This window comes from Streptomyces sp. NPDC058637 (assembly GCF_042717325.1).
Lineage (GTDB): Bacteria > Actinomycetota > Actinomycetes > Streptomycetales > Streptomycetaceae > Streptomyces.
The window spans coordinates 15,603-42,599 of record NZ_JBHXRD010000014.1 but is presented as its reverse complement, the minus strand read 5'-3'; the positions used below and the strand labels follow the sequence as shown (position 1 = coordinate 42,599).

Here is a 26,997-nt window from a genome sequence, read left to right as displayed (position 1 = left end):
GATCAGCGGCGCGGTGGGCTGTTGCGGGGATCGGAGGCTGCGGGGCGGGCTGCCGCAGTGGGTGCCATTCGGTTAATGGCGTGGTTGGTCGCGGTCTTGGGCCGGATCGTGCTGGCCTGCGGGCGGCGGGTCGCTTCGCCCGGGTGCGCGGGGAGATGGGCGAGACGGTGCAGGCGCCAGACCAGGACGTCGTTCACGTCCTCGGCGGTATCGAGTTCGCGCATGCCGATGGCCTGCTGGAGAAGAGCCTTGGGGTCGTGGCCTGCTTGTTCGACCTGAGCAAGGGTGGCGGCCAGGGCATCGTTCTTCGTCGACGAGCTGTCTGCTCGCAGCCCCTGTACCGGCAGGGCTGCGCGGATGGTGGCCTCGTGGGTTCGGCGTTCGATTTCGGGCAGGGCGCGGCCTTGGTCGCGCAGTGCCCGTATGGGTGCGTTGGCGGCCTGGCGGTAGGCGGCTCGTAGGTGCTCGGCGGCTTGGCGGGAGGCGTGGGCCTGCTGGGCGTGGCCACGTGCGGAGTGCCAGCGGGCGGCGGCGAGGGCTACCAGGACCAGGGCGGAGAGGAGCATGGCGGTGGTGCCGCCGTCCTCGCCACGGCCGAGAGCGCTGCCGGCCTGGATGATGCCCCGAGCCGCCGTGCGGATCGCCCGGGTGTCGGCGCGCTCCGCTCGGACATGACTGCGGGTGGCACGCTCGAAGGCCCTGGCAGCTGCCCCCAGTTCGGCGCGGGTGGCGGCCGGGGAGGTCTGTGCGACCGCGTCCAGAAGTTCTCCGACTGCGACGAGCTGGGCTGCGGCTTCGTCGTCGTCGCTGTCGAGGAGGACGGCGGCACGCTCGGCGATCCCGGTGGCGCTCCGTCGCTCGCGGGCGGGCGGGGGCCAGTCGGGTCGGCCGTCGGCAGTCGAAGTCGTTGTCCGCTCGGCGGTACCGTCGGCCAGCCGGAGTCGGATCTTCGGAAGCGACAGGTCGGGTGCCAGTTTCGAGCCGGGGTACCAGACCGGTTCGCCGTGGCGGTTACGGTCGCCGGGCAGGGCCACGTTGTAGCCGAGCGCGTCACCGGACGGTGCGTGGCGCATTTTCACGCGCAGGCCCGCATCGTGGAGCCGGGTGAAGAACTCCTTCTCGTCGTCCGCTCCCGCGAGGGCCTGGCGGACGGCTTCGCGGAGGGTCTCGCGGGAGGTCTCGGGGCGGCCGGTGCGTTCGGCCTTGAACTTCTCGGCGCTGGTGGGGTTCTTTGCTGCGGTGCCGTCGCCGGCGTTGAGGCGGCGCAGGCCCATCTCCTGCTCGATGTGCCGGCAAATGGCTTGGGCCTTGTTGAAGTCGTAGTTGAGGCGGGGGTTGCGCAGGTCGCCTCGGACCAGGGTGGCGACGATGTGGATGTGGTCTTCCGCGTGGCGGACGGCGATCCACCGGCAGCCGTCGGGATCATTGTTGGGGGCGATGCCAGTGGCGTGGACGATGCGTTGGGCGACGGCGTTCCACTCCTCGTCGGAGAGTCGCCGGTCGCCGGGGGCGGTGCGGACCGAGCAGTGCCACACGTGCTTGGCGGGCGCGCGGTCGCCGGCCTGCTTGACCCGGAGGTCGAGGGCGGCGGTGAGGCGGGCGAGGGTGACGGTCGGATCGGGGTCGGCGCTGGTGTCGCGGCCGGGGTCGGGGGCGAAGCCGTCCCAGGAGCCGACGAGGTGCGCGTCGGTGTGCTCCTCGCGCCTGCCGGGGCCGTAGAGGTAGACGAGGAGGCCGTGGGTGCGGGAGCCGCGTCCGATGTCGGGAACCATCAGAGCCGCCTAGTCACCAGGTCGTTCGCCGCGTCGTCGAGGCGGCCGAGGGATCGGGTCAGAACGCTCAGCGCGTGGTCGAGTTCGCCGGGACGGGGCTGCCCGCCGGCGTTGTGAACGTAGGCGATCTGGTTGATGTTGTTGCCGATCCGGGCCAGGGCCGTACGTAGGGCTGCCAGTTCGTCAACGGCGCTGTCGAGTCGTTCGTTGGCGTGCAGGGTCGTCGAACCGCGGGCGGTGGCAAGGCCGGCTGCGGCGAGGAAGCGGGCGACGGTGATGCCGCGTTGCGCGGCGGCGGCGACGATCTCGGCCTTTTCAGTGTCGGAGAGGCGGGTGGTCGTCTTGCGGGTGCGCTCGCTCGGGTTGCGACTGCGGCGGCGCGGTTTGCGGTCGGGGAAGGCGGGCGTGCTCGGGCTCGGCTGCTCGCGGTGGTCGTCGCGGTCGGATTCTCCCCCCGTGACCGGCGCCCCCTGGTGCCGGTTGCCCGGCTGGTCCCCGTGCGCCCTCGCTCGGGGACCAGCCGAGCTTCCCCCGCCCTCCTGGGCGGGGGCAAGTGCGTACGTCGGGCCGTAGGACCGTCGTACGCGATAGCTTGCTCCGCCAGGAGCCGTCGCGGGGTCACGCTCCTGTCCGGGTGTACTGGCTGCGGGGTCGTTGGCGGTCACCGGGCCGTCTCCGGGTTCTGCTGCCGGATTTCGCGGACGAGTTCCTCGATCCAGTCCATCGCGAGAACCGGATGGTGCAGTGTCCAGGGGCGGGTATCCGGGGTTCGTTGCACGATCCAGGTGTTGTCGGGGGCGGAATGAGTGTGGTGGAGGTGGCCGTGCTGGTGCAGGACGGCCAGCCAGGAGTCGACCTCGGCGGGGGTGGCCGGGCGCGTGCGCATGAGGTGCTCTCCGCTTCGCCTCGGGAGGATGTTGGGGTGCGTGTCCGGGGGCGGGTGACCTGCCGGGTGTCCGGCTCGGTCACCCGCTTCGGGCTGTCCGGTCAGTTCCGGGTGGAGGTGACCGGCTGTCCGTGCTGCGCGCGGAGCTGGGCCATCAGGACGGTCAGCGTGTCGCTGGAGAGCGGGATCTGCTGACCGCGGATCGCTTGGGCGACCACCTTGCGGGTCAGCTTGTCCTCGGCCCTGACCGCTGACCGGGCGATCTTCAGCAGCTCCTCGGTGTCCGGGTCAGGCCGCCGATCACCGGCTGTCCGGGCGCCCCGGTCAGTGACCGGCGGTGGAGTGACCGGCTCACCGGTGACCGGCTCGGGGCTGTCCCTGTGGCCGGTGACCGGCTCGGGGCCGGCCGGTCGGTCAGTGAACGCCAGGGCGGTGGTCGGCTGTCCGGGCAGGTCAGCGGCCTGGTGCGGCTGACCGGGCGGACCGGTGACCGAGGCGCCGCTGTCCGCCGAGGTGCTGTCTCCGGGCAGTGACCGCGGGCTCGGAGCCGACTTGTTCAGAGACGGGCGTGGCCGGTCAGTCAGGGCAGTGACCGACTTCCCGGCGCTAACCTGACCGGCCCGGTCAGCCCGAGTGACCTCGACACCCTCGGGCCGGTCAACCTCGCCGAGGTAACCGGAGTGACCGGGGTGACCGGGGTCCTCGCGGTCACTGTCTTTGACCTGTCCCCGGGCGATGAGGATGTAGAGGTGGACAGCTCCGGCCAGGGCGAGCGGGGCGATCGTGGACAGCACGGCGACCACCGTGTCCCCGAGCCGCAGCCCGGTGACCGAGCCCGCCTCCTCGTTGAGCCTGACCGCGTGCAGCGCGTTGGCCCAGATACTGGCGGCCGTCGCCGTGCCGAAGAGCGTCCAGACATAAAGCCGGGCGCGCAGGGGTGCGTCGCGCAGGACCAGCAGGGCCCGGACTCCGTAGGCGATGAACCCGTCGATCACCAGGGGGAAGAGGTAGGTGAGGAAGCCGCGGATGTGGATGGCGACGGCCATCTGTTGGAGGGCGTCGTACGACAGAGCGCAGCCCGCGCCGCCCAAGGCGATGACGACCGTGCGGTCCCAGCCGGTGATGTGCGCCGCCCTTGGTGCGTGCGCGTTGGTCATGCCGCCGTCCCGAAGTCGGCGCGCCCCAGGCGCTCGCCGTCGGCCGCGGGTGGCGGGACGGTCTTCGTGGCCGGCTCCAGGTCACGGTGTACGAGTGCCCGGCGGGTCTCGCGGTACAGCTTCTGGGCGTGTTCCTCGGTGATCTTCAGGAGCCAGGCCAGGCGCTGTTCGGTGAGGCCGTGGCGGTAGGCGGCCTGGACGACCGCGCGGCGTTCGGCCTTGGTGAGGTGGACGTCGCGTCCGGCGATGGTGGCGTTGACGCGGCTGTAGTCGAGGCGGTGGGCAAGCTTCTCGTGCAGCGGCCGGCGTTCCTCCTCGGTCAGTCCACCCCGGATGCCGTCGGTGTCGTTGTTCTCGAGGGCTGCGTCCAGGCAGGCGCGGCGGACCGGGCATTGGCCGCACAGCGTCTTCGCGGCGGTGATCTTGGCGGTCTCGTCGGGCTCGGGGAAGAAGACTTCGGGGTCCACCGGGTTGTACTCGGTGGACTGGCAGACGGCTTGGTCCTGCCAGGCGTGATCGCCCAGGGACCGGTGGTGGTTAGGGCTGATCGTCGTGGTGGTGGTCATGCGGGTTGCTCCGATCGCTCTCCGCGCGCAAGGGGCGTCGGCGGAGGGGTGCGCTGGGTCGTGAGGTGCATGGGGCGGCGCGCTGAGGGCGCGGCCCGGCTGGGCTGCCTGCGGTGGGTCAGGCTGCGGTGCGGTGGCGTCTGCGGTCGACCGGTTCGAACTCCACCCGGGTGGTCATCTGAGCGAGCCGGGAGGTGACGCGGTCGCCGAGGTAGACCTTGAGGTCCTTGATCGCCAGGTTGGTGGTGATCAAGGTCGGGAGCATGTGGTTGTAGCGGCGGTTGATCAGCCGGTACGTCACTTCCTCGACCCACTCGGACGCCTTGGCCGCGCCGAGGTCATCGATGATCAGCAGCGGTACCCGGCTGTAGGCCGCCAGTTCCCGCTCGCTGTCGACCCCGGGGCGGGGGCGCAGATCTGCGTACAGGTCGGCGGCGGTGGTCGCGCGCCAGCGCACGCCGATCCCGCCCTGCACCAGGAGTCGGATCGCACCGTATGCCTGGTGGGTTTTGCCGGCGCCGACGACGCCGGCCATCAGCAGGCTGGGTCCGGTGGCGACCTGCCGCCGAGCTCCCCGGCTGGGGGCGACCGCCGCCCGGGCGACGTCGCGGACCCAGGCCAGGACCTGGGGGTGGTCGGCGATGGCGGCCTGGTAGCGCAGAGGCATCCCGGCCGACAGGGCGTCCAGCGGCGAGAAGGGCTCGGGGTCGTCGGCGATTGCGGCGACAGTGGCTGGGTCGATGCGGCGGGCAGCCAGAATCCGGGCCATCCGGTCCAGGGTGCCCTCGCCAGCGAGGGTCTGGGGTTCGCGGTCACGGGTACGCATCACAGCTCCTCGGCGTAGGCGGCTGCAGCGTCGGCCGGGTTGGTCCACGCCTGGTGAGCGGGCACGTTAGGCCAACTTCCCGGCCGTACCGGACCGCCGGACCTCGCGTTCATGGCCTCGTTGACCATGCTGGTCAGCACGCTCGGGTGCTTGGGGTTGGCCGCGAAGTTCCGCAGCCCGGCCCGGACGTGCTCCGGGGCGATGCCCTCGGCCAGGAGCTTCTTGGTGATCCGCCCGAGGTGTCCGATCACGTCGCTGGGCGGACGCTCCTCGCAGGCAGCGATGTACTCGCCGACCAGCTGATTGGCCGAGACGGTGTCTGCGGGCGCCATGCGCCCCGTAGGGAAAGAAGATCCAGGATCCAAGATCCTAGATCCAGGCGCTGAGCCCTCGGGGAGGCTTCGGGGAAGGTTCGGGGAATCCTCGGCGAACGCGTCCTGACCTGCGTTTTTCTTGCCCGTGTGGTGATGGGTGCCGACCGTGCCGCCGAGTGGGTCCTGCCCGGCGGTGGGAGGCCCGCCTGCGTGGCCGGGATGTGTCGCGGCGGGCTGGGCGGGCAGATCGAGGGCTCGGGGAGTGTTCGGCGAAGCCTCAGCGAACACTCCGGGAGGCGTCGGCGGCGCCTGCGTCCGCTCGGTACAGATGCCCTTACAGGGTGCGCACCGGTGAGCGGCTTGATGCTGCGAGCAGGAGGGCAGGCGCGACTGGCTCGGCTTGTCGATCTTCTGGTGCTCGGACCAGGTGACGATGTGGAGGTAGCGGCGGGCGTCGCAGCCGGTGTACCGGCAGATCAGGCCGGCGTTCGCGAGCTGCTGGAGGTCATCCTCGACGTGGACCGATGTGTGTTCGGCGCGCAGGGGCCAGAGCAGCCCGGCGATGATCGCGGCGTTGTCGCGGTGGCGGCCGTGGTCGTCGGCCTGAGTGAGCAGCCCGAAGAAAGTGCGCTCGGCCTCGACGCTCACTTCGGCGAGCGACTCGGAGACGAACGCCTCCGGCTTGATGGTGCGTATCCGCGCCATGTCAGCGCCCCCTGCCGACCGCGAGGTCGCTACGGATGAGGGTCGCGTCGGCGAGGTCGAGGGTGTGCGGCCGCGTCCAGTCCGCCTCCGGCCAGACCCGCAGAACCCAGCGGGCCGCGACCCTAACGGTCGTCCGGCTCAGCGCCACCGTTTCGCCGGCCTCGCCCTTGGCACTGGCGTGCGGGTGCGGCCAGGCCTGGCTCGGGTCGGTCAGGCTGACGCGGATGGTAACCGCGCCCGGGATCATGTCGGTGAGCTGGGCAGCGAGGCGGTGCTGGCGGCCGGTTTCCGGGCAGGCCGGGATTCCGCTCGGCGTGGCGAGCATGCGATACTCCGTTGTTCGTAGGAGCGCGGTGCGGTGGTTCTCCTGAAAAAGCCCGCCGCCCGCGAGATGTGAGTCGGCCCCTCCGGGGCGCCGGCCTGGCGCTCCGGGAGTTGGTAGCTCCCGGGCACTGGGCCCCCTCTTCCTTCCCTGTCGCCTCCCTCTCGTCCGTGGCCGCAGCGCCTACAGGCGATCTGCCGGGACCAGGACCATAGGGTGAGCCTCGTTACAAGTCCACCTCTCACACCCGCCCTGAGCAGGCAATCACCACTCCAGTGGATTAATACGCGATCAACATACATCGCAATCACGAACCTCCGTCAACCACAGTGTTGCCATTCGATACGATCAGACGCGTAGCACCACCGAAGTGGATGGGCTCGCCCGCGCAGCGAAGGGATCCGGAATGACCACAGAGCGGCAGTTCGCGGAACTGCTCGACCGGCTCTTCAGAGACATGCACCCCAAGGGGCGCGGGCCGTACACCTACGCCGAGGTGTCCGCCGGCATCCGGGAGAGCACGGGGACATCCATCTCGGCCAGCGCCATTCAGCAGCTTCGGACCGGCTCCAACCGCAACCCGAAGCTGGAAACGATCAGAGCGTTGGCCACCTTCTTCGGCGTACCTCCGGCGTACTTCTTCGACGCCAAGGAGTCGGAGCAGATCGAAGCCGAGCTGGCCCTCCTGACGACCATGCGGGACGCCGACGTCCGCGCCGTGGCCCTGCGTGCCGCCGGCCTGTCGACTGAAACGCTCTCGACGATCAGCGGATTCATCGAAAGGGCGCGCGCACTGGAGGGGCTCCATGACGACCCCGAGAAACCGAGCGCGTGACGGTCGTCACCACGCCGATTCCGCATCGCAAAGATCAACGCCAAAAAGACGCACTATGCACCATTTTCAAGCTTGATCAACTGACGCTAGATCAGTAACGGCCGATCTCTGCATTCCCCCCGCCCATTCGAGCGCGATCACTGTCGTATCGTGATTCGGCCGAAGAACGCTTCGGTAAGACATCGAACCGGAGCATTACGTTGAACCTGCGCAGTCACTTCGGTCGGGTGGGCAGCAGCGCGGCAAAATCCCCGAAGTACAAGGGCTTGCTCGCCACGACAGAGATCCCCGACCCGTTTGACGTACAGACCTTCTGCGAGATGCTGTCCGCGCAACGCGGACGCCCCGTATACCTTCACAGCACTCCAGGAATCACGTCCAGCGGAGTTCCCTGCGGGGCCTGGATCGCCACGGAGCGAGCCGATCACATTTTCCACGAGGAATCGACTTCCCCGCTTCATCGCACACACATCGTCCTCCACGAAATAAGTCACATGCTGCTGGAACACACTTCGTTGCAGGTTGAACGAATGACGCATCTCTTCAAGCGGGTTGACTCATCAGCCGTGAAAAGCGTGCTCGGGCGGGCCAGTTACAACACGGAGGATGAGCGAGCCGCCGAGCAGCTCGCCGACCTCCTTGCCAGGAAAGCCAACTTGTTTTCCCCGAACGAGACCCGAAGCAACCCCGTCCTGCAACGCCTCGACGACGCGCTGAGCGACTCCTGATCTGATGGTCTCTCTCATCCCCGCAACCCTCCTGTGGATCGTCACGGTGTGGCGCGCGCCGGCCGCCTGGCGTGTTCCGGCGAAGCGTGCTCTTTGGGTGACGTTCTTCGCGCTGTCCATAGCCATGACCATCCGTCCGGACGGTGTCTCATCGGCTCTGGATTCCTGGCTGGGGATCCACAACGTGGCGACCCTCTGCAAGCACCTGGCAGGCATCACGGCCGCCTACGCCGTACTGACCTTCGTGTATGACGTTGCACAGGAGCAGGCCACATCGCTCCGCGGATCACGTCCACGCATCGTCGTCCCTCTTGCCGCAGGAGTCGGTCTGACCCTGCTGTTCTTCGCCGCTCCGCAGCCCAGGGAAGCCACCGACCTCCTCACCGACTTCGCCGACGACTGGCGTATCGCCGTCTACGGCGTCATCTGGTCCAGCTACCTCGGTACGGCTCTCGTCAGTGCCACCCGGCTGTGCTGGCGATGGGGCCGCCTTCCGGGAGCCGGCCTCCTGGGGCGCGGGCTTCGGATCACCGGCATGGGGACGGCGCTGGGCATCGTGTACGCGGGGCACCGCGTACTGGCCTTGACGCTTCGCTACTTCGGTCTGACACCGCTATCCCCGCGGACTGATGAAAACGTCAGCAACGCCCTCTTGTTCGGGGCATTGGTCTTCATCCTCGCCGGAAGCACCTTGCCGGTCGTCCGCCGACTCCACCAATGGGGCCGTGCCCATCTCGCTCTCACGCGGCTCTACCCTCTCTGGCTCGAGCTCACTGCCGCTGTCCCTTCAGTACGTCTCGATCCACCGCGCAGCAGACGAGCGGATGCTCTTCTTTTCCGCCACACCCGCCGCCGCCTGTATAGACGGGGGATCGAAATCCGAGACGCGATTCTAGATCTCGGGGATCATGCCTCCCCGAACCTACGCTCGGAGGCCGCACGTTACGTCGCGGAGAAGGGCCTCATAGGCGCCCAGGCCGAGATATACGCCGAGGCGTGCTGGATCGCCAGAGCCAAGGATGCGCGGGAAAACGGAGACGCCCGCGTGGGTGAGCACACAGCCCCGGCCAGTGGCGGTAAGGACCTTCGCAGCGAAGTCGAAGCCTTGAGGCACCTGGCAACAGCCTACGAATCAGCACTTGTTCGAGAATTCACCTCCGCCCGGAGTTCAGGATGAAACTCACGTCAACTCGTCTGGCCCGCATAGTCACCGACGCACTTGCGCCGGCATACCTCGTGATAGCCATCCTGCTAATCATCGGCTGGCACAGCACGAGAAGCCTCGAAGGGCTGGCTTGGGGGCTTCTCGCCGCATTGTTCTGCGGCGGCATTCCCTTCGCCATCATCCTGTTCGGCGTGAAACGCGGGTCCTGGACGGACAAGCACGTCAAGGTCCGGTCCCAGCGTGCCGTCCCACTCACGGCGACCATGGTCTCCGTGCTCGCTGGCATCCTGATCCAGGTCGTCTTCGACGCTCCCCGTGAGCTCTTCGCTCTGGTCATCGCCATGCTCGTCGGCCTGGCGGCCACCATGGCGGTCACCGTCTGGTGGAAGGTCTCGGTCCATACCGCCGTCGCCGGTGGAGTGGCTACGATCCTGACACTCGCCTTCGGGCCGCCCCTGGCCGCCCTCGCCCTTGTCGTCGCCGCCATCGGATGGTCCCGCGTCCAACTCCGGGATCACACCGTCGCGCAGACCATCGTCGGTGCCCTGCTGGGCGGAGTTGCCGCTGCCGTGACGTTCGGGCTTCTCAGGTAGCGCGTCTCGGTGAGCGGGCCAACTCGTACAACTCGACGAGCGCGAGGTGTGGCATCACGCCGCTGACACAGGGCCGATTCGCCGCTGAGCTGGCCCCGGCGGCGCGTCGGCGAACGTCCTGATCAGAGGATTCCGGTCCACGTCCACGGCCGCGGACCGGATCGACCGCGCAGGCAGTCGATCCGGTACTGAGCTTGGCTGATCCATTCTTCGTTGCCGGCCGCGTACTGGGCGGCGTACGTCGCCATCCGCAGCTCCCGGGCGCGCGCGAGGATGGGATAGCCCTCCCACGCCGTGACGTCGTGGCCGTAGGTCGCGCAGAACTGGTCGTACTCGCGCATGGTGACCGCGCCCGTGGTCTTCGCGCGCACTGCGGTGGATACGAGATCCCACTCCGGAGGCCCCACGGAGAAGCGCTCCAAGTCCATCATGATGATGCCGTCGGCCGTGCGGACGAAGTTGCCGGGCCAGGCGTCGCCGTGCACAGCCCGGTCGGGGAGGCCGGCCGGCCGCTCGGCCCAGGCCGCTGCGAGGTCGCGGTGGAGTCCGTGCAGCCACTCTCTGTCGTCGTCGCGGATCGTCGTGGCTGCATGCAGTCGTTCGCCGACCCGGACGAAGGGATCGAGGTACCCCAGCTCTATGTCTGGCATGAGCAAGGAGTGGAGCCGCGCCAGGAGTTGGGCGACATCTTGAACGGAGCCGTGCTGTTGCGGTGGAAGTTCCACCCAGAAGGTCACTGGCCTGCCGCCCACCTCGACCGGCTGCTCCACGTCGGCCAGGCGAACTGCCGCGACGTTCTCCAGGGCGAGCCAACGCGCGACACGGACCTCACGGGCCGCCGCGTCGCTCTGGCCCGCCCGTGATATCCGTACGATCACCCGCCTGCCCGGTAGCCGCCATATCTGGTTCTCGGCCAGCCGTAGCGGTTCCGCCCCGACGGAATCCAGTCCGACTGCGGAACATGCCTGCTCCAGGACGTGACGCGCAGGGGCGGCTGCCGGAGAAGTCATGCGGAAACCGTAGCGGCGATCCGCTCGCGCAGCCCGAAAGCCTCTTGGACCGTCTGATGCTTCGAGGCGAAACGGCCGAGCTGCCGTAGGTCGTCGGCCGCTCGCCGGGAGGTGAGCCGGCCTACCTCGTCCAGGGCCTCGTGGCCGAGTGCCGCTGCCTGGCGGGGGTCGCCCTTGGCCATGATCAGGGAGGCCAGTTTGGTGCGCGAGATCGCACGGGATCGCTTGTAGGCGTCGGTGTGTCCCTTCACCGCTGTGCCGAATCGGCGGGCTGCCCGGCCCGGGTCCTGTCCAGCAAGGATCGCGAGATCGAACAGGGCATGAGCTGTGTCCCCGTTGTGCTGTGCCTCGTCGTAATAGGCCATCCACGGCGCCTCTTCGGCAGGCCGGGCCCGGGCGAACGCTTCATCCGCGGCGCCGACGGCCGCCATGGTGTCGCGCACGTTCCCCATTTTCCCGAAAGCCCTGGCCCGTGCCGTGTGAAGCATCGCCTGCTCCGTCGCGGTCAACCGGTCGGAGCGCACGAGTCCCTTCTCCGCGTAGGTGAGGCCGTCGTCGGGGGCTCCGATCCATACGGCTTGCCGTGCAAGGAACGAATACGTCTTGGCTCGTAGATGCCAGTCGCCGGCCTCCTCGGCGCAGTCCGCTGCGAACCGGAACGTCTGGGTGGCTTCCTCGTGGTGGTAGGCATCGAACGCGGAGGCGCCCACCACGATGCCAAGTCGCGATACGGAGGCGAACAGTTCGGTTCGCAGGTGCTCGGGGCACTGTGCCTGCAGCAGGCCCGCCGACCACTGCATCGCTCGACCGGCCACGTCACGCACCATGCCACCGCCGCCCAGCTCGTTGTCCATGCCGCTGATAGCGGCGGCTGCGGCCAAGACCTGGTCGACGTGTCCGGGGTTGACGTTCGCCGGGAGAGACAACTCGGCGGGGGTGAAGGCCTCGGTGAGGTCGAGGGGGGCGATGGCGGCGAGGCCACCGATCTGGAGGAACGAGCGTCGAATCACGGGCTCATGGCTCCCAGGGCGAAGAGTTGGATCGTCTCTGCCCAGGATGCGGCCTGCCGGCACATGAGCGGGCCCCTCCCCCCTTCCCGTGGATGCCTTATCGGCATCAGCGCGCTTTCTATCGGCATCGCGGTTACCGAAGGCCATCGGCCACGCGCGGTCGAACAGCCCTCCCGTACGGAGGACATCATCGAGCCGTTGAGCCACGTCGCGACGGCAGCTTGGATATTTCCCCTTCTCGATCGACAAGATCATGTCGTCGCTGACCTGCACTAACCGTCCCAGCGCCTTGGCTGACAGCCCGTGCTCCAGGCGCAGGTTGCGCAGCTCGTTGCCGAACCACTCCTGGGGGGAGGCACCCGGATCGAGCTGCTTCATTGGCTGCGGCATGTTCTGTCCCCGAAGTCGTTGATGCCGAACTTCTCACCTGTCGGCATCAGGCTCTGCACGCTCTCGGTGCGCTCTGCCTAAATGGTTGCTGACCGGTTCCAGTCCAGTACACACCGCAACCCACCCCTGCTGAAGGGGTTCTGGCAGAACGGAGGAAGCAGCGATGGAACTACTCGTCGGCACCCGCGATCGGGACGCTTCTGTTCGAGCCACGTCCAGAAGCGTGGGCGGTCAACTCGACATGAATTTCGAAGTCCGGGCCGAAGATCTGGGAACCGTCAGGGGCATCGTCGCGGCGCACCTTTGCTGGTGGCGCGTCGACGACAGCACCGCGCACCGCATGCTGACCGTGGTCAATGAACTGATCACCAACGTCTTGCAGCACACTGCGGCGGACACCGATGGATACCGGATGGCCAGCCTGCTCCTCCAGAAGGTGCCGGACGGAGTCACCGCCGTCGTCCGCGATCAGGACCCTTGCCCGCCCGTTTACGCGTCTCCGGACCCCCTGGCCGAAGAGGGGCGCGGTCTGTTGTTGCTACGCGCCTTGGCCGACGACACGTCCGTATCCGTGACCCCAGCGGGCAAGGACGTGTGGGTCTTCATAGGGACCCCGGATACCCCCGAACACTTCTAGCCCCCCACGGCCGGCACTTGGCCCTCTACAGGAGTCCCGATGTCCCTCACCGCTCTGGTTCCGGAGAACGACGTGGTTCCTCCGCCGGCCGACGAGCCGAGCATCCCGCAGTGGACACCTCCACTCGATGCAGAGGGCTTGAGGTCCGTCCTGGAGCGGATCAAGGACTGGAGGCCGCTCGATGTCGAGGAAGTCTTCGACGACCTCGACACGGCAATCGGCAATCAGCCGCCGCCGGTCACGACGGCCGGCGCCTTGGTCGACCGCCTCCGCAGCCACTTGAAGCAGCTCAGCGACATCGCCCTCGCGGACGAGCAGTTTCCGCCCACCCGGGTGATGGTCCAGCTCGTTGAAAGAGGGCTCCCCCTGAGGGGCGAGCGAACGCCGGCCGCACACCAGCAGGCTGTCGGCCTTGCTCGTCGCCTGGCCTTCGTGACCTCCGACCTGGTCGAAGAGCTGATCGAAGCCCGCTACATCACGGAGGCGGAGTGATGCACAACCCCAGCGCCGTCAGACACCCGCCCGTGACCGCCACGGCGGTATCCCTTCCGCTCGACGCGTACGACTTCGACTCGTCCTGCCTGGACGCCTGCCCCGTTATCGAGTGGGGAGAGAAGCCACCGATGTTCTGGGGCGACCGTAGCGTCACCGCCCTTGGTCGGCTTCTACGGCTACAGCGGAACAGCCATCACCGACTTCATGCAGCGGCGCCACACAACTCCTACTTCGGCAATCTCCGTTCCGTGTTCCCCCACGGCACCGTAGCTCGCCGAAGAGGGCCCGACTTCCCACCCGAGAGGACGAGCACCATGTGTGCGCACAACCCGCCGTGCCCCGGGGCTGAGGCTCCCGACAGGGAGGCCGCGCGACCTCTCGCGCACCGCCCTGAGCAGGGCTGGAGCCTGCTGTGCAACGGAGTGCTTCTCTTCGAGGACACCGGGGAACTCCTCCCCGACGGCCGTGTCATCGCCCCGCACCGGCCCCTCGAATTGATGAGGGCAGTCGCGTGAAGCGGACCAGCACAGCGTCTCGACTCGTCCCGTATATCACCCAGCGAGAGGGCGAGTACGGCGGGCTTGAGTCGGAACTCACGCTCAGCATGAACGCCTTCGGCGCCGTACGTCTCGCCTACCAGGACGAGACCCCGGCTAACCGTGGGCCGCGTGGTGAGCTGTGGGCGCGGTGCTCCCAGTCACTCAACGCGGCCGGGAAGCCGACGGGCAAGCCGCAGTGGCGATTGGTCAACCCCACCCGGCAGCGGGAGACGATGGAGCAGCTTCGCTGCCAGGTCGGCTTCTGTCCGGCCGAGACCGAGCAGGGATACATCTTCCTCGCCGGGGCCACGGAAGAAGCATCCCACCGCGCCGGTGAGCCGATGAGGACAGCCCAGCCACCGGTGTGTCTGAAGCACCTGCGGTCAGCCATAGAGCTGTGCCCGCATCTGCGGAAGGGCCACGTCGCCTTCCGCGCGCGGGCGACATCGGTCTGGGGTGTCATCGGCTCCCGGTACCGCCTCACCGCCACCGGCCTGGAGCCGCTTCCTGTTGAGGACGACGACGCGCCCGTGGCGTACGGGCATCCCCAGTTGGGCTGGTTCCTGGCGAGCCAACTCGTACGCGAACTGCGGGACTACGAGGCCGTCAATTTGGACGATCTTGTGCCCGCCGCATAGACGGCCGCCCGGCCTTCCTGAGTGGTACAGACAGGACCGCCGGGCGGCTCACCACCGGCGCCGAGCCCTCGCGAGCTGTCCGGCACGACACCGCCGTCCGCAGTCGGTCCGACGAGAACGGAGAGCGTTCGCCGATAGCCCCCCGGCACGCCGTGCCGACCCACCCCTGAACACGAACGACCGAAGGAAGTCCATGACGAACACGACCGTCGAACCCAACAAGGCGACCCGCCTGCGGAACAAGGTGGTGGACGAACTGTGCGCGGACGGCAATATCTCCTCCCCGGAGATCGAAGCGGTGATGCGTAAGGTGCCCCGGCACGAGTTCACCCCTGACACCCCTCTGGACAAGGCGTACGACACGTACGCCGCCGTGATCACCAAGACGGACGAGCACGGCGTGCAGCTCAGCTCCGTCTCCGCGCCGCAGATCCAGGCCATGATGCTGGAGCAGGCCCGGGTGGAGCCCGGGATGCGGGTCTTGGAGATCGGCTCAGGCGGGCTGAACGCGGCCTACCTCGCCGAACTCGTTGGCGAGGACGGTGAAGTCGTCACCGTGGACATCGACCCCGTCGTCACCGACCGCGCGCGCCGGCTCCTGAACGAGCACGGCTACGGCCGGGTGCACGTCGTCACCGCCGACGCCGCCGAGCCCATCCCGGACCTCTGTGAGGTCGACATCGTGATGGTGACCGCCGGGGCCTGGGACATCTCCCCGGCCTGGACCGCGCAGCTCAGGCAGGGCGGCCGGCTCGTCGTCCCTTTGCGGATGCGGGGCTTGACTCGGTCGGTCGCCTTCACCCAGGTCAAGGGCGAGCACGGCCCCTGCCTGGAGAGCGAGTCGGCGCGGATCTGCGGCTTCGTCCCGATGCAGGGCTCGAACGCCCACCGGGAAGAACTCCTCCTCGTCAACGGCACCCCGGAGATCGGGCTCAAGTTCGATGACGGCCTGCCTGCCGACCCGCACCGGCTCGACAACGCCGTCACGTTTCCGCGCCACGAACTGTGGACCGGCGTCACCGTCCGCATCCAGGAACTCATCGACACGCTCCAGATGGCGATGGCGATCAGCCTGCCGGGCTTCTGCACGATGGCCGTCGATGAGAACACGGACACGGGCCTGGTCGCCCCGGTGAACAAGCGGTTCGCCCTCGCGGCCGTCGAGGACGACACCTTCGCCTACCTCGTCACCCGCCGCACCGAGGACAACAAGCACCTGGAGTACGGCGTGCATGCCCTCGGCCCGCACGCGGAGCAGTTCGCCGACAGGATCGCCGACGTGCTCCGCGACTGGGAGGCCAACCGGCGCGGCGGCCCCAGCCCGGTCATCCGGGTCTATCCGGCCAGCACTCCCGATGACCAGATCCCGGCCGACCGGGTCATCGACAAGGTGCACAGCCGGATCTCGCTCTCCTGGCCCTCGGCGTAACACCGGGAGCCAGGGCGTCCCGCACCACCCCAACAAGAGGAAGGCACATCATGACGAGCGCCACTCTCGCCCCGCCCCCGGTCGCGCCCGCCCCGCTGGCGGGCCTGGACGACGACGACTTCGCGCCCCTGGACGTGAAGGTCGTCATCGCCGAGCACTCGTATGGCCATCTCATGTGCTCCACGGGCGACGGCTGCGGCACCACCTGCGCGACCGGTGCCTCCGCCTGCGGTTCCTTTACGGAGGACCCGGCCTGATCCAGGCCGACCCCTCATCTGTGGGCCGGGCGAAGCGCTTCGCCCGGCCCACGGGCCCCTCTCCCCTCCCCGCGCCGCCTCATGGAAGGGCCTCATGGCTTCCCGAGCAGCCGCCGGATACCAGTGGCAAGGCGTTGCGATGTTGCGCGCCACCACCAGCCCCGGGCCGGCAGACATCCCCCGTACCCTCGACCTGGACAACGTGGCCGTCACCCGCGGATGGCTGAACCGCATCTGGCAGCGCGAGGACTTTCGCAACGCGCTGGAGCTGGCCACCCCCGTGCTGTCCGACGCCATCGAGGCCGTCGTCCGGGGTCGGCAGACTGAGCCACGTCACGTCCGCCGCACCGCGCTGTCGACGGTTTCCTATCTCCTGCGGTGGCAGCACCGGCCGACCCCGCTCGGCCTGTTCGCCGGCATCGCCCCGGTGTCCGTCGGGCCCCGGGCGATTGCGCGGTGGCGCGACAAGCACCGCGCGATGATCCGGCCGGACGCCGAATGGGTCACCGACATGGTTCTCCGGTTCCAGCGCACCCCCGCGTTGCTGAAGCGGTTGCCGCTCGTCGCGAACAACGCCGCCCGCGCCCGCGGTGACCGGCTCGTGGCGCCGGGCCCACCCTCCGACGGTCACGCCGTCCTCTTGGCCCCGGTCGAGATATCCGTCCGCAACGCCCGGCCGGTGGCCGCCGCCATGGACGCGGCCCGCACCGCCATCCCTTACGGCGACCTCCACAGCCACCTGCGCGACGGCTTCCCGCAGGCCACACCGGAGAAGATCGACGCCCTTCTCACCAGCCTGGTCGAGCAGCAGTTCCTCATCACCAGCCTCTGGGCGCCCATGACGACCGTGGACGGCTTTCAGCACCTGTGCCGCGAACTGGACCGGCACCAGGCGGACGACGTCCCCGAGGTGCGGGACCTGGTCCACGCGCTGTACGCGCTGCGCGACGAGGTGTCTGCCCACCAGCCGACGCTTTCCGACACCAGCGTGAGCGCCGTCGCCGCGCGGATGCGCGCCCTCACCACCGTCACCCCGACCCCGCTGCTCATTGATACCGCCCTCGACTGCGAGACCCAGCTCCCGCAGTCCGTGATCGCGGAAGTGCAAGCAGCCGTGTCGGCCCTCTACCGGACCACCCCGCAGCCCTACGGCTACCAGCACTGGCGCGACTACCACCGCCGCTTCCGGGCCTGGTACGGCGTCGGGGCCCTGGTGCCGGTGATGGACCTGGTCGCCGACAGCGGCCTTGGCCTGCCCGCCGGATACGTCGGCTCCGAACGTGGCGCCGCCCTGAAGGTGCGCACCGACCGCGATGAACTGCTGCTCGCGCTGATGCAGCAAGTCCTCCTGGACGGCCGCGATGAACTGCGGCTGACGGACGACATGGTCGACGCCTTGGAGAAGGCCGCCGGAGAGGACGAGCGGCTGTTCGTACCCCGGGTGGAGGCCGCCTTTGAAGTCCACTCACCCAGCACCCGGGCACTGTCCAGCGGCACCTTCGATGTCCTCCTCACCGCGGTCCCCCGCCCCGGCAGCAGCATGGCCGGCCGGTTCGCCCACGTCCTGCCGCCCGAGCATCAGGACGCGCTCGCTGCCACGTATCACGGGGCGCCGGACGGCCTCACGGCGCAGCTCGTGTTCCCGCCGCGCCGCCACCGCAACGAGAACGTCACCCGTACGCCTCGGCTGCTGCCGCACGTCGTCGAGCTGTCCGGCCACCAGGAGACGGACGAGACGACGATCCCTCTCGCTGACATCGCCGTCACCGCGGACCCGCGCAGCTTCCACCTCGTGCAGCTCTCCACCGGCCGGCGCATCGACGTGCGGGTTCTGCACGCCCTGGAAGGCGGGACACAGACACCACCACTGGCCCGGTTCCTCGCCGAAGTGGCCAACGGGCGGTACGCCGCCTACAAGCCGTTCGACTTCGGCGCCGGCGCTCGGCTCCCGTTCCTCCCGCGCGTGCGCTACCGCCGCACCATCCTCACGCAGGCCCGATGGTTGCTGATGGCCGCCGATCTGCCCGGCCGCAAAGCCTCGACCGAGGAGTGGGAGAGCGTCTTCACCGCCTGGCGGGACCGGCTGCGGGTCCCCATGCAGGTCGCCATCATCGAGTACGACCAGCGCCTCCCCCTCGACCTGTCCCATCCGGTCCACCGCCGGGCCCTACGCGCCCACCTCGACAACGCCCGGCGTCTTGAGCTGCGCGAAGTCCCGGACGCAGACGCCCACGGCTGGATCGGACGGGCACACGAGATCTGGCTCTCTCTGGGCCGGTTGCAGCTGGACACCGCCGATGTGCCACGGCCGCGCCCCGCCGCCCCGCCCGCCCCCGGGCGGCACCTTCCGGGCGCCGGTGACGTCCTGCTCGCGCAGCTCCACGCCCACCCGCGCCGCTACGACGAGATCCTGAGCCGCCACCTGCCCAGCCTTCTCGCCGCGTTCGGCGACACCCCGCCGGTCTGGTGGTTCACCCGGCACCGGGAGATGGCCCGCCCGGACGCCGACCAGCACCTCGACGTCACGCTGCACCTGCCGCCGGACGCATACGGGGCCGCCGCCCAACACGTTCGTACCTGGGCGGACAGCCTGCACGGGACCGGTCTGGCGGCCGGGCTCGTCCTGGCTCCCTACCAGCCGCAGGCTGGGCGCTTCGGCAGCGAGGCAGCCATGGACGCCGCGCACCAGGTGTTCGCCGCAGACTCCGCCGCCGCCCTCGCGCAGATCCAACTCACCGAGCGCACTGACGCCTTCGCCCCGCAGGCCCTCGCCGCGGCCAGCGCCCTGCACCTCGTCACCGCCCTGGCGCCGAACAACGGCGCGGCCGAGGAGTGGTTAGTGCGCAACCTCCCCCGGGGCACGGGGCGACTGAACCGGGCCCTGCGTACCCAGGTGCTCGAACTCGCCGCGCCGAACGGCGCCTCCGCGCTCGCGGCCCTCCCCGGCGGCCCTGCGGTCGCCGAAGCATGGCGGGCCCGCGCCGTCGCCGTGGACACCTACCGGAACGCCCTGACCGGTCAGCGTGATCCCCTCGGCGTCGCCCGGTCGCTCCTGCATCAGCACCACGTCCGGGCCCTGGGCGTTGACCCGCGCGCCGAGGAGACCACGATCCGGCTCGTACGAACCGCGGCCCTCCAGCACCGGATGGCCGCCCGATGACCGCGCCGGCTGCCACCACCGCGACGATCCTGGAGCAGTACACCGCCCACCTCGCACAACCCGCTCCCCTGCCCCCGAGTGAGCCGTGGGCCGTGCAGTCCCTCGCCGACGGCGCCGCCGGAATCAGCCTGCTGCACATCGAGATGGCCAGCCGTCACGGCAGCTCCTGGCGCCCCGCCCACCGATGGATCACCGCCGCAGCGGCCGGGCACATCAGCGCGGCCGACACCGCCGGACTGTTCCTCGGCGCCCCGGCCCTCGGCTTCGTCCTCACCACCGTCCCGCCGTCCTTCCAGCACCTGTACGACCCGGCGCGCCGGACCCTGCACCAGCACATCACCGACCTGACCCACCGCCGCGTGGACGCCGCGCTCACCCGCATCCGCAAGGGCGACCTGCCCACGTTCGCCGAGTACGACCTGTTCTACGGCCTCACCGGCATCGGGGCGTACCTCCTGCGGACCGACCCCGAAGGGCTCCCCCTGGAACGGGTCCTGAAGTACCTCGTTGCCCTGACCCGCCCCCTCGTCCCCGACGGCCGCGGTCTGCCGGGCTGGTGGGTCCGCCACGACCCGGCCCGCGGCGAGTCCCCCCACTTCCCGGGCGGCCACGGCAACTTCGGTGCAGCCCACGGCATCACCGGTCCGCTTCTCCTGCTGGCCCAGGCCATGCGCCGCGGCATCACCGTCAGCGGCCACCGCGAAGCCATATGGAGCATCTGCGAACACCTTGACGCCTGGTGCCAGCTCAGTCCCTCTGGTCCCTGGTGGCCCGAGCACATCTCGCGCCGCGACCTCGGCCTCGGGCGCCCGCACCACGACGCTCCCACCCGGCCGAGCTGGTGCTACGGAACCACGGGCATCGCACGAGCCGGGCAACTCGCCGGGCTCGCCCTGCGCGCCCCCGACGTCCAGGCGTTCTACGAGAACGCCCTGTACAGCGCCCTGACCGACCCCGAACAGCTGGCCCACGTCACCGACTCCGGCCTGTGCCACGGCTGGGCAGGCATCTACCAGACCGTCACCCGAGCAGCCGCCGACGCTGTCGACCCCCGCCTCCGTACCCTCCCGGCACGCCTCGGCGGCATTCTCGCAGCGCACGCCCAGCTGCCCGGCCTCCACGCGGCCGGGCTGATCAACGGCGACGCCGGCACCGCGCTCGCCCTCACCACGTCTGCCTCGCAGCAGGCCCCGATCACCGGATGGGACTCATGTCTCCTGATCAACTGACCCAGGCGGAGCCGCCCCCTATTCAGAGCGCGGTCCTCGCTGTCCTCACCGGCCTACCGATCGCCGACGTCGCGCACCAGTACCGGATCGACGCCATGGCCCTGTCCGATGCCGTGAAGGTCTACGACCAGGCCGGCCGAGAAGCCCTGGACCGTCACTCCGCCACCACCGGCTGGTGGCAGGCATACCTCCACTTCACCAACTGGGCGAACGCCGACACCACCTTCACCACGCACGTGCTGCCCGTCCTGAGAGACGCTGAAGTCGCCGGCGCCATCGACGGTTGGTGGTACACACGCAAGCACCCCTGCTGGCGTCTACGCCTGCGCCTACGGCCCACAATCGGGGCCAAGTTGACTATCGGCCACGACTTGGACCGCCTCGTCTCCTCCGGGCATCTCCAACGATGGTGGCCCGGCATATACGAGCCAGAGACTGCGGCATTCGGAGGGTCGGCCGGCATGACGGCCGCGCACGCCCTGTTCATCACTGACAGCCTGGAGGCACAGCAGTTACGGCAGCGCGGCAGCCTGGCCGTGGGTCCTCGCGAGCTATCCGTCCTTCTCTGCACGCTCATGATGCGCGCGGCCAAACTGGAGTGGTACGAGCAAGGTGATGTCTGGCACCGCGTCATCACAGAAGAACACCGCTCAGCCATCAATGATGTCCCAACTGACAGCCTCGACGCCCGCGCGCGGGAGATCCGGCCCCTACTCTTCGCCGACAGCAAAGCTCTGCTGCGCCCAGGCGGACCGCTGGAGCCCGTCGCCGAGTGGGCCACCGCCTTCCGCGACGCGGGGCAGAAACTCGGCCACGCAGTCCAGGACGGAACGCTCGACCGCGGATTGCGACAGGTACTCAGCTACCACGTGATCTTCCACTGGAACCGACTAGGACTGTCCATGCGGGGACAGAGCATCTTGGCCTGGGCAGCCAGGGCAGCGATCCTCCACACGGAGAACGGGGCATGAGCGCTCGGGTTCCACGTCCCAGTCCGCGCCCCAAGAGCCAGTCCGAGCAGGCCCTGCCCGTGGACACACGAGCCACAAACGGCCTGATCAGAAGCATCTGTGCGCTCAGTGAACGCGCCGCCGCCGAATTCAAGCAACGCTGGCGCGCCCTGCGGTACGTCACCCTCAGCCAGCCAAACGGGCGAATTCCCCCCCTGCCGCCCTTGTTTCTCAACGAAGTTTGGAAATGATCCGCGCTGAGAAAATGGTCAGGCACGCTGGTCCGTGACGACGCGGTCGCCCATTTTGACTAGCCGGCCATGCGGCTCTGCGCCCCCTAACCTCGATCATTCATAAGTCCTCGTCGGTTCGCTGACGAGGCTCTGTGCTTGCGAGGTGCGGAATTTCGTGGGCTGGGGCAGGTTGGCGGCCCGGCTGTCGCGTCGAGCGGGCGCCGGGGTTACTCGGCAGCGTCGGCGGGCTGCACCGGCTGAAGCTCGAGGGCGACGGCGCCGCCCAACCGGGCCTTCTTAGCAGTGAGAGTAGCCTCCTTGGTACGGGAGATCAGTACCAACCGGAACGGCGCGGGCCCCAGCGCACTCACCATCGCGCCCCTCAGCTTGCCGCTAACTTCATCGAGTCCATCAAGGAACAGTGCGACGCGGCCTGTCTCCAACAATTGACGAGCACGCTCTCGTCCGCCGCGACCGCGAAACACGGTGCACTCGCGGGAAAGCCGGTTCACGGCCCAGGTAGTTGCGCTCCGCCCGTCGCCCGCGAGCACACCCTGCCTGGCCGCCGCCCTCGATGCGGAGTACGCCTCCCGCGTCGCGCAGGCCGAGCCCTGCTCAACACCCTGGGCAAGAGGAAGACCTCCAAGCCCTACACCCTGCCGCCCCCAGAGTGCTTGGCCACGGGCGCGACACTCGACATCGCGCCGAAACTGCTCGACACGCATGATCCGGGAGACGCCCGGCGTCGATTGGCGCCGGGCGTTCAACGGCTGAGGGAGGCCGACCTCGCGCTTAGCACGTGGCTTCGCCGCCCGTCTTGGATCTCGGGCTCGCTGAGGCGAGCCATCATGGAGCTTCCGGCTGTCAGATGGGCTGCAGGATGATCGCTCACCCGGTGACGCACCACGTCGGCCCCATAGGCTGCGGCTTACCTAGCCGCAGGGCTTGATCCTCCCCTGCCATACCCGGGAGTCGGTCGTGGGATAAGGGAGCGGCAGAGCCTCATCGCACGCATCTCCCGATGGGCGGAGAAGGAGATTGGGGTTGCGAATCGCTTATCGGATCCGGCTCGCGGGTGATGGCACTGCGTGCGCGTCGCCGGTGCCGGTCCAGCGGCCAAGGATCAGCCAGAGTTCGTAGTGCAGAAGCCATGCCGAGGTCCACGGCAAGATCGTGTCCGCGAGGAACATATGGTCCCTCCACTCGCCAGGCAGATGCAGGCACAGGTCGCCGTCGGGGTAGATGTGCGGGAGCGCCGTGGCGTCCGGATGCAGCGCCAGCGGCGGGTCGGTGACAGTCACGCGTGGCCTGCGCCGGTGACGGTAGGCGATCCGCACCGTGTAGTTCCTACTCACGGGGGTGGGCTGCAGGGTGAGCGTGCAGGTGAGTTCACCGCCCCGGACGGCCCCTCGGGCGCTGGGGATGACCGCTTTGATCGCGGCCATCTGGCGGCCTAGGTTAACCGCGCGCGTCGGGATGCTGGCCATAGAAATTGTTCGGCTTCCTGCGGGGACCGACAACGGTGGTGGAGAGCAGTCCGGTGGCGCCCATGCGCTGGCCGACGGGGGCCTTCACGCGGGTCGCGTAGCGCGCGAAGGAGTGGTCTACCGGGCCGGGCTCGAAGTATTTGGCGAGGTGGGAGTGGACCAGGTCCAGGCCCTTGGACTCCGTGGAGGCCAGGGTGTCCATGTTCATGCAGATCTCGTCGAACCAGGAAAGAAAGGCCTTGCGTCGCTGAGGATATTCATTCCACTTGTCGGTGAAATTCTCTTCTACGTGGGCCGGGTTGGGAACCCACCACTGGCCGCTTTCCACCTTGATGAACTGCGGCATAGCGGCGAGTACGTTGCGCACGGCGGTGAACAGGTCGTCCTCGCCGCGGTAGGCGCGCCCGGCGAGCGTGGTCAGGAGGATGGACGGCGGCCGGTTGTCGGGGTCTTCGGCGAAGAAGACCATGCAGTGCCACTTGAGGATCTGGACGAGGCGCTGGAGGGTGCTGCGAATGTGGTGGACGGGGACCTCCGCGACACTGGCCACGTGCCGCTTTTCGAGAAGGGCGCGGGAGAGTTCCGAGCGCGTGTGGAACCAGTCCGCGTAGCCGCGGGGGTTCCCGTTCTGCCACTTGTAGAGCTTCTTGTCCGTCAGGAAGATCCCTGTGGGTGGGTGTTCTTCGTCGGGGATGGCTGGCAAAACGTCGAGGTGGAAGCCTGGGTATCCGAGCGTCCAGCAGCGGCGGCGGGCTTCGAGGCTGTCGGGACCGTCGGTGTGGCCCTGGCGCTGCTTCCATCGCCGATAGGCCACCAGCTGGTCGCCGACTCGCTGCTTGAGTTCCTCTTTCGCGGTGCTGTCCTTCTGCAGCGGGAGTTGGCAGACGAGGTCGATGTCGTACTCGCCGGTCTCCGTGCTCGGGCGGACCACGGTGCCGAGGAGGAAGGAGCCCTGGGGGTGGATCTCCCATCCGGGGCTGCCGTTCTCGGCGAGCCAGGTCCCCACCTCTTTGTAGCGCTGAACCGCGGTGTCGTGGAGGTGCGGGGAGATGTCGAGTACTTCCACGGCGCCGTCGAGCAGCATGGAGAGCATCTGTTCGGGCGAGTCAGTGTGAGACCGAGTCTGGTGGTGCACGTTCACGTCATTCCTTACAAGCGGGGTGCAGCGGAACGAATGGGGGTGCGAGGTGATCGCAGAAGGTGCGGTGGACGGCTGGGGAGGCATCCCGGCTGACGTGTCCGGCCAGCCCGGAGAGGGTTTTGATGTCGACGTCGTCCAGTGCGACAGCGCCGGTGGGGACCGTTGGGTTGAGACGGAGCACGTTGTCCTTGCCGACGAAGTGGCGTACCTGTTTGGCGGCGCTCTCGCTCTGCGCGCGCATGAGCACCTCGACCGCGTCGCCGGCCCAGGGCAGCAGGCCCCCGCGGTCCAGACGACGGTGGCGGTGGCGGACATCAATGGTCGTCCCGAGGCTGAACACCCGGATCGTGTCGAGGGGCACGGACAGCGGGCCCACGGCCTCGGTCAGCGCCACCATGACGGGGTTGTTCGCCCAGACGCCGCCGTCGACGAGTCGTGCTCCGTCCAGGGGCATCCCAGGCAAGTAGGTCGGCGCGGCGGAGGTGGCCAGCGCGACGTTGACGGCTTTCTCGCGCCAGTCGCGCTTAAGGCCTGGCAGATGCGGGGTCCGGAAGAGGTAGACGTCGTCGGCGGCGATGTTGTAGGAGGTGATCACCAAGCGTTTGGTGCTCTCCCCAAAGGTCCGGTCGCCGAAGACTTGGGCAAGAGCCGCGCGCAGCGGTTCCGTGCTGTACTTCGCGCGCACCAGGTGCCTCAGGCTCCGCATGCGGCTGCGGTCCCGGAAGATGCGTGGCCCGTGCTCGGTGTAAAACTCCAGGATCTGCTGCGGGGACAGCCCGAGCCCGAGGCCCATCGCGATGATCCCGCCTGTCGAGGTGCCCGCGATCAGGTCGAAGTGGTCAGCGATGCGGACACCGAGATCCTCCTCGAGGCGGGCCAGGACCGCGGCGGAGAACATGCCGCGGAAGCCGCCGCCGTCGAGGGCCAGTATCTGGAAACGCTCCGCCACTTCAACCGCCCCCGCACCATGGGTTTTTCGAAGGCTCCGCCCGCCGAGGCCGGATCTCCGCCATCGAGAGTACTTAATATCACGACACATATTTCCGTGCGGGTTTCCACACGCAAGTCGTAAGGTCTGTGTCAGCCACGCACCCTGGAGCGTGTGCGGTTTCCGTGTTCCGCCAAGATGTGGAGATCAAGATCAGACAGGTCAGACAAGGGGAGAGATGAGCACGCAGGCGTTCGAGCACTCTCGGCTGCGGACCGCCCGCGAACTAGCCGGGCTGAGCCAGGCGCAGCTCGCCCGCGAGAGCGGGCTCACTCCTGCCGCGATCAGCCAGTTCGAGAGCGGCGCGGCACGGCCCAGCCAGGACACGAGCGGTGTCCTGGCCACGGTCCTTGGCGTGCCCCCGACGTTCTTCCATGAAGCGATGATCGAAAGCCATGAAGGCTTCTTTCGATCACTGCGCCGGACCTCGGTGCCCGACCGCCGCCGCGCACGGGCCATCGCTCACGTCGCCCACGATCTGGCCGTCCATGCCTCGTCCGCGCAACGGTTCTGCGCCGGCGACGTGCCGACGCTCCCCGTGAGCGGACTACAGGCCGAACGAGCCGAGATCGAGGAGACCGCGGCCCGAGTGCGGACGATGTGGGGGCTGCCCTCAGGGCCAGTCCCCGACATCGTGGGACTTCTTGAGATGCACGGCATCGCGGTGATCCGCCTTCCCCTCGGCAACACGGACGTCGACGCCTTCTCCCTGCCCTTTCCCGACCATCCGGTCATCGTCCTGGGCGCCGACAAGAACGACCGTGCCCGCTCCCGCTTCGACAGCGCGCACGAACTCGCTCACCTCGTGCTGCATGGCGAGCAGATCTGGGGTGTCAAAGAGGTCGAGACCCAGGCCCACCAGTTCGCGGCGGCCTTCCTCATGCCCGCCGAGGACATCCACGACCAGTTGCCGACCACGGTCGACTGGCCGACCCTGTTCGCGCTCAAACGGCAGTGGCAGGTTTCCCTGGCCGCTCTGCTCATGCGTGCCCGGACCCTGGGACGCATGAGCGAGAACACCTACCTGACCGCCATCAAGGCGGCGTCCACCCGGGGATGGCGCCGTGTCGAACCGGTCCCTCTCGGCCGACCGGAACAACCGACAAGGCTCCTCGCCTACCTCACCTCTGCCGACAGCGCCCCGGCACGGGCGATCCTGCCGTCTCAGATCGTGGAAAGCCTCCAGGTCGCGTCAGCGGCATGACCACACCGGCTGCGTACGCATAGGACGTCCGTACGCAGCCGTATCACGCCGTCCCCGTGCAAGGGCGTCGGGACCTCCGGGGCAGCCCGCTGCCCGTTCCTACGCCTCGCCGTCGTCCGTGCGCGAGGGCTCGGGTTGCGCTCGTTGCGGCTGAGGGCTTCGGCGATCAGCTCGCAGCACACCCTGACCAGTTCATTCGGTTGGCCGCGTACACCCCCAGACGGACGGCACGCTCCACGACCGCCTGGTCGTCCAGTGAGTCGAGCCAGATCCGGACCGTTTCTGCCTCGGGCCCTCCCGGGGAAGGAACGAGGACATCAACGAGACTGGC

27 protein-coding genes are annotated in these 26,997 nt (G+C 68.6%); 14 read left to right on the top strand and 13 right to left on the bottom strand.

Going from position 1 to position 26,997, the window contains the following annotated elements; genetic code table 11:
- Positions 1-2 precede the first annotated feature (2 nt).
- The 8 genes from ACFWVP_RS16455 to ACFWVP_RS16420 form a co-directional block, all read right to left on the bottom strand.
- On the bottom strand, positions 3-1,772 hold the full coding sequence (locus ACFWVP_RS16455) for a relaxase/mobilization nuclease domain-containing protein (protein ID WP_384497208.1): 1,770 nt from the start codon (positions 1,770-1,772) through the stop codon (positions 3-5).
- Positions 1,772-2,437 (bottom strand): plasmid mobilization protein, encoded by a 666-nt coding sequence (locus ACFWVP_RS16450; RefSeq protein ID WP_250287657.1) that lies wholly within the window; start codon positions 2,435-2,437, stop codon positions 1,772-1,774. Before ACFWVP_RS16450 ends, ACFWVP_RS16455 begins: the two co-directional genes overlap by 1 nt.
- Positions 2,434-2,658: a hypothetical protein gene (locus ACFWVP_RS16445; RefSeq protein ID WP_150832439.1), complete on the bottom strand. Its 225-nt coding sequence runs from the start codon at positions 2,656-2,658 to the stop codon at positions 2,434-2,436. Before ACFWVP_RS16445 ends, ACFWVP_RS16450 begins: the two co-directional genes overlap by 4 nt.
- Positions 2,659-2,759: 101 nt before the next feature.
- Positions 2,760-3,815 carry a DUF2637 domain-containing protein gene (locus ACFWVP_RS16440; RefSeq protein ID WP_384497205.1) on the bottom strand — a complete coding sequence of 352 codons (1,056 nt, stop codon included), beginning with the start codon at positions 3,813-3,815 and terminating at the stop codon, positions 2,760-2,762.
- Positions 3,812-4,381: a WhiB family transcriptional regulator gene (locus tag ACFWVP_RS16435; protein ID WP_150832437.1), complete on the bottom strand. Its 570-nt coding sequence runs from the start codon at positions 4,379-4,381 to the stop codon at positions 3,812-3,814. The genes ACFWVP_RS16440 and ACFWVP_RS16435 overlap by 4 nt, the downstream gene beginning before the upstream one ends.
- A gap of 118 nt (positions 4,382-4,499) precedes the next feature.
- Positions 4,500-5,207: an ATP-binding protein gene (locus tag ACFWVP_RS16430; protein ID WP_384497203.1), complete on the bottom strand. Its 708-nt coding sequence runs from the start codon at positions 5,205-5,207 to the stop codon at positions 4,500-4,502.
- Positions 5,207-6,226, bottom strand: coding sequence for a hypothetical protein (locus tag ACFWVP_RS16425; protein WP_384497201.1), 1,020 nt, complete (start codon positions 6,224-6,226; stop codon positions 5,207-5,209). The genes ACFWVP_RS16430 and ACFWVP_RS16425 overlap by 1 nt, the downstream gene beginning before the upstream one ends.
- A 1-nt stretch (position 6,227) precedes the next feature.
- Positions 6,228-6,551: a transcriptional regulator gene (locus ACFWVP_RS16420; RefSeq protein WP_384497199.1), complete on the bottom strand. Its 324-nt coding sequence runs from the start codon at positions 6,549-6,551 to the stop codon at positions 6,228-6,230.
- Positions 6,552-6,954: 403 nt separating this feature from the next.
- Here ACFWVP_RS16420 and ACFWVP_RS16415 point away from each other — a divergent pair, with 403 nt between their 5' ends.
- The 4 genes from ACFWVP_RS16415 (at position 6,955) to ACFWVP_RS16400 (ending at position 9,869) form a co-directional block, all read left to right on the top strand.
- Positions 6,955-7,383 carry a helix-turn-helix domain-containing protein gene (locus ACFWVP_RS16415; RefSeq protein ID WP_030881347.1) on the top strand — a complete coding sequence of 143 codons (429 nt, stop codon included), beginning with the start codon at positions 6,955-6,957 and terminating at the stop codon, positions 7,381-7,383.
- Between the two features lie 200 nt (positions 7,384-7,583).
- Entirely contained in the window at positions 7,584-8,111 is a 528-nt protein-coding gene (locus tag ACFWVP_RS16410) for a hypothetical protein (RefSeq protein WP_384497196.1), read from the top strand.
- A 4-nt stretch (positions 8,112-8,115) separates the two neighbouring features.
- On the top strand, positions 8,116-9,288 hold the full coding sequence (locus ACFWVP_RS16405) for an MAB_1171c family putative transporter (protein ID WP_384497194.1): 1,173 nt from the start codon (positions 8,116-8,118) through the stop codon (positions 9,286-9,288).
- A complete protein-coding gene (locus ACFWVP_RS16400) occupies positions 9,285-9,869 on the top strand; it encodes a phosphatase PAP2 family protein (RefSeq protein ID WP_384497192.1) in 585 nt (194 codons plus the stop codon). The genes ACFWVP_RS16405 and ACFWVP_RS16400 overlap by 4 nt, the downstream gene beginning before the upstream one ends.
- Positions 9,870-9,991: 122 nt before the next feature.
- Here the strand turns inward: ACFWVP_RS16400 and ACFWVP_RS16395 are convergent, their stop codons facing one another.
- Both ACFWVP_RS16395 and ACFWVP_RS16390 read right to left on the bottom strand, forming a co-directional pair.
- On the bottom strand, positions 9,992-10,879 hold the full coding sequence (locus tag ACFWVP_RS16395) for a phosphotransferase enzyme family protein (RefSeq protein WP_384497190.1): 888 nt from the start codon (positions 10,877-10,879) through the stop codon (positions 9,992-9,994).
- Positions 10,876-12,267, bottom strand: a complete 1,392-nt coding sequence (locus ACFWVP_RS16390; RefSeq protein WP_384497188.1) for a helix-turn-helix domain-containing protein — start codon at positions 12,265-12,267, stop codon at positions 10,876-10,878. Before ACFWVP_RS16390 ends, ACFWVP_RS16395 begins: the two co-directional genes overlap by 4 nt.
- Before the next feature lie 175 nt (positions 12,268-12,442).
- Here ACFWVP_RS16390 and ACFWVP_RS16385 point away from each other — a divergent pair, with 175 nt between their 5' ends.
- From ACFWVP_RS16385 to ACFWVP_RS16345, 9 genes are all read left to right on the top strand, one after another.
- Entirely contained in the window at positions 12,443-12,916 is a 474-nt protein-coding gene (locus tag ACFWVP_RS16385; protein ID WP_150832428.1) for an ATP-binding protein, read from the top strand.
- Positions 12,917-12,955: 39 nt separating this feature from the next.
- Positions 12,956-13,408: a DUF6415 family natural product biosynthesis protein gene (locus ACFWVP_RS16380; RefSeq protein WP_384497186.1), complete on the top strand. Its 453-nt coding sequence runs from the start codon at positions 12,956-12,958 to the stop codon at positions 13,406-13,408.
- Positions 13,409-13,725: 317 nt separating this feature from the next.
- Entirely contained in the window at positions 13,726-13,926 is a 201-nt protein-coding gene (locus ACFWVP_RS16375; RefSeq protein WP_384497185.1) for a DUF5999 family protein, read from the top strand.
- An 89-nt stretch (positions 13,927-14,015) separates the two neighbouring features.
- Complete coding sequence (locus ACFWVP_RS16370) at positions 14,016-14,588, top strand: hypothetical protein (RefSeq protein ID WP_384497183.1); 573 nt, start codon at positions 14,016-14,018, stop codon at positions 14,586-14,588.
- A gap of 193 nt (positions 14,589-14,781) precedes the next feature.
- Complete coding sequence (gene fxlM, locus ACFWVP_RS16365; protein WP_384497181.1) at positions 14,782-16,017, top strand: methyltransferase, FxLD system; 1,236 nt, start codon at positions 14,782-14,784, stop codon at positions 16,015-16,017.
- Positions 16,018-16,067: 50 nt separating this feature from the next.
- On the top strand, positions 16,068-16,274 hold the full coding sequence (gene fxlA, locus ACFWVP_RS16360) for an FxLD family lanthipeptide (RefSeq protein WP_250287672.1): 207 nt from the start codon (positions 16,068-16,070) through the stop codon (positions 16,272-16,274).
- A gap of 94 nt (positions 16,275-16,368) precedes the next feature.
- Entirely contained in the window at positions 16,369-19,434 is a 3,066-nt protein-coding gene (locus ACFWVP_RS16355) for a lantibiotic dehydratase (protein ID WP_384497179.1), read from the top strand.
- On the top strand, positions 19,431-20,663 hold the full coding sequence (locus ACFWVP_RS16350) for a lanthionine synthetase C family protein (protein WP_384497177.1): 1,233 nt from the start codon (positions 19,431-19,433) through the stop codon (positions 20,661-20,663). Before ACFWVP_RS16355 ends, ACFWVP_RS16350 begins: the two co-directional genes overlap by 4 nt.
- Entirely contained in the window at positions 20,645-21,634 is a 990-nt protein-coding gene (locus ACFWVP_RS16345; protein WP_384497176.1) for a thiopeptide-type bacteriocin biosynthesis protein, read from the top strand. Before ACFWVP_RS16350 ends, ACFWVP_RS16345 begins: the two co-directional genes overlap by 19 nt.
- 1,267 nt (positions 21,635-22,901) lie before the next feature.
- Here ACFWVP_RS16345 and ACFWVP_RS16340 read toward each other — a convergent pair.
- From ACFWVP_RS16340 to ACFWVP_RS16330, 3 genes are read right to left on the bottom strand one after another with little or no spacing between them, the layout of a single operon-like run.
- Positions 22,902-23,333 carry a hypothetical protein gene (locus tag ACFWVP_RS16340; RefSeq protein ID WP_384497174.1) on the bottom strand — a complete coding sequence of 144 codons (432 nt, stop codon included), beginning with the start codon at positions 23,331-23,333 and terminating at the stop codon, positions 22,902-22,904.
- Positions 23,305-24,468, bottom strand: a complete 1,164-nt coding sequence (locus ACFWVP_RS16335; protein ID WP_384497172.1) for a cyclic GMP-AMP synthase DncV-like nucleotidyltransferase — start codon at positions 24,466-24,468, stop codon at positions 23,305-23,307. Before ACFWVP_RS16335 ends, ACFWVP_RS16340 begins: the two co-directional genes overlap by 29 nt.
- A gap of 7 nt (positions 24,469-24,475) precedes the next feature.
- Positions 24,476-25,423, bottom strand: coding sequence for a CBASS cGAMP-activated phospholipase (locus tag ACFWVP_RS16330; RefSeq protein ID WP_384497171.1), 948 nt, complete (start codon positions 25,421-25,423; stop codon positions 24,476-24,478).
- A 217-nt stretch (positions 25,424-25,640) separates the two neighbouring features.
- Here ACFWVP_RS16330 and ACFWVP_RS16325 point away from each other — a divergent pair, with 217 nt between their 5' ends.
- A complete protein-coding gene (locus ACFWVP_RS16325; RefSeq protein ID WP_384497170.1) occupies positions 25,641-26,666 on the top strand; it encodes an ImmA/IrrE family metallo-endopeptidase in 1,026 nt (341 codons plus the stop codon).
- Positions 26,667-26,997 lie beyond the last annotated feature (331 nt).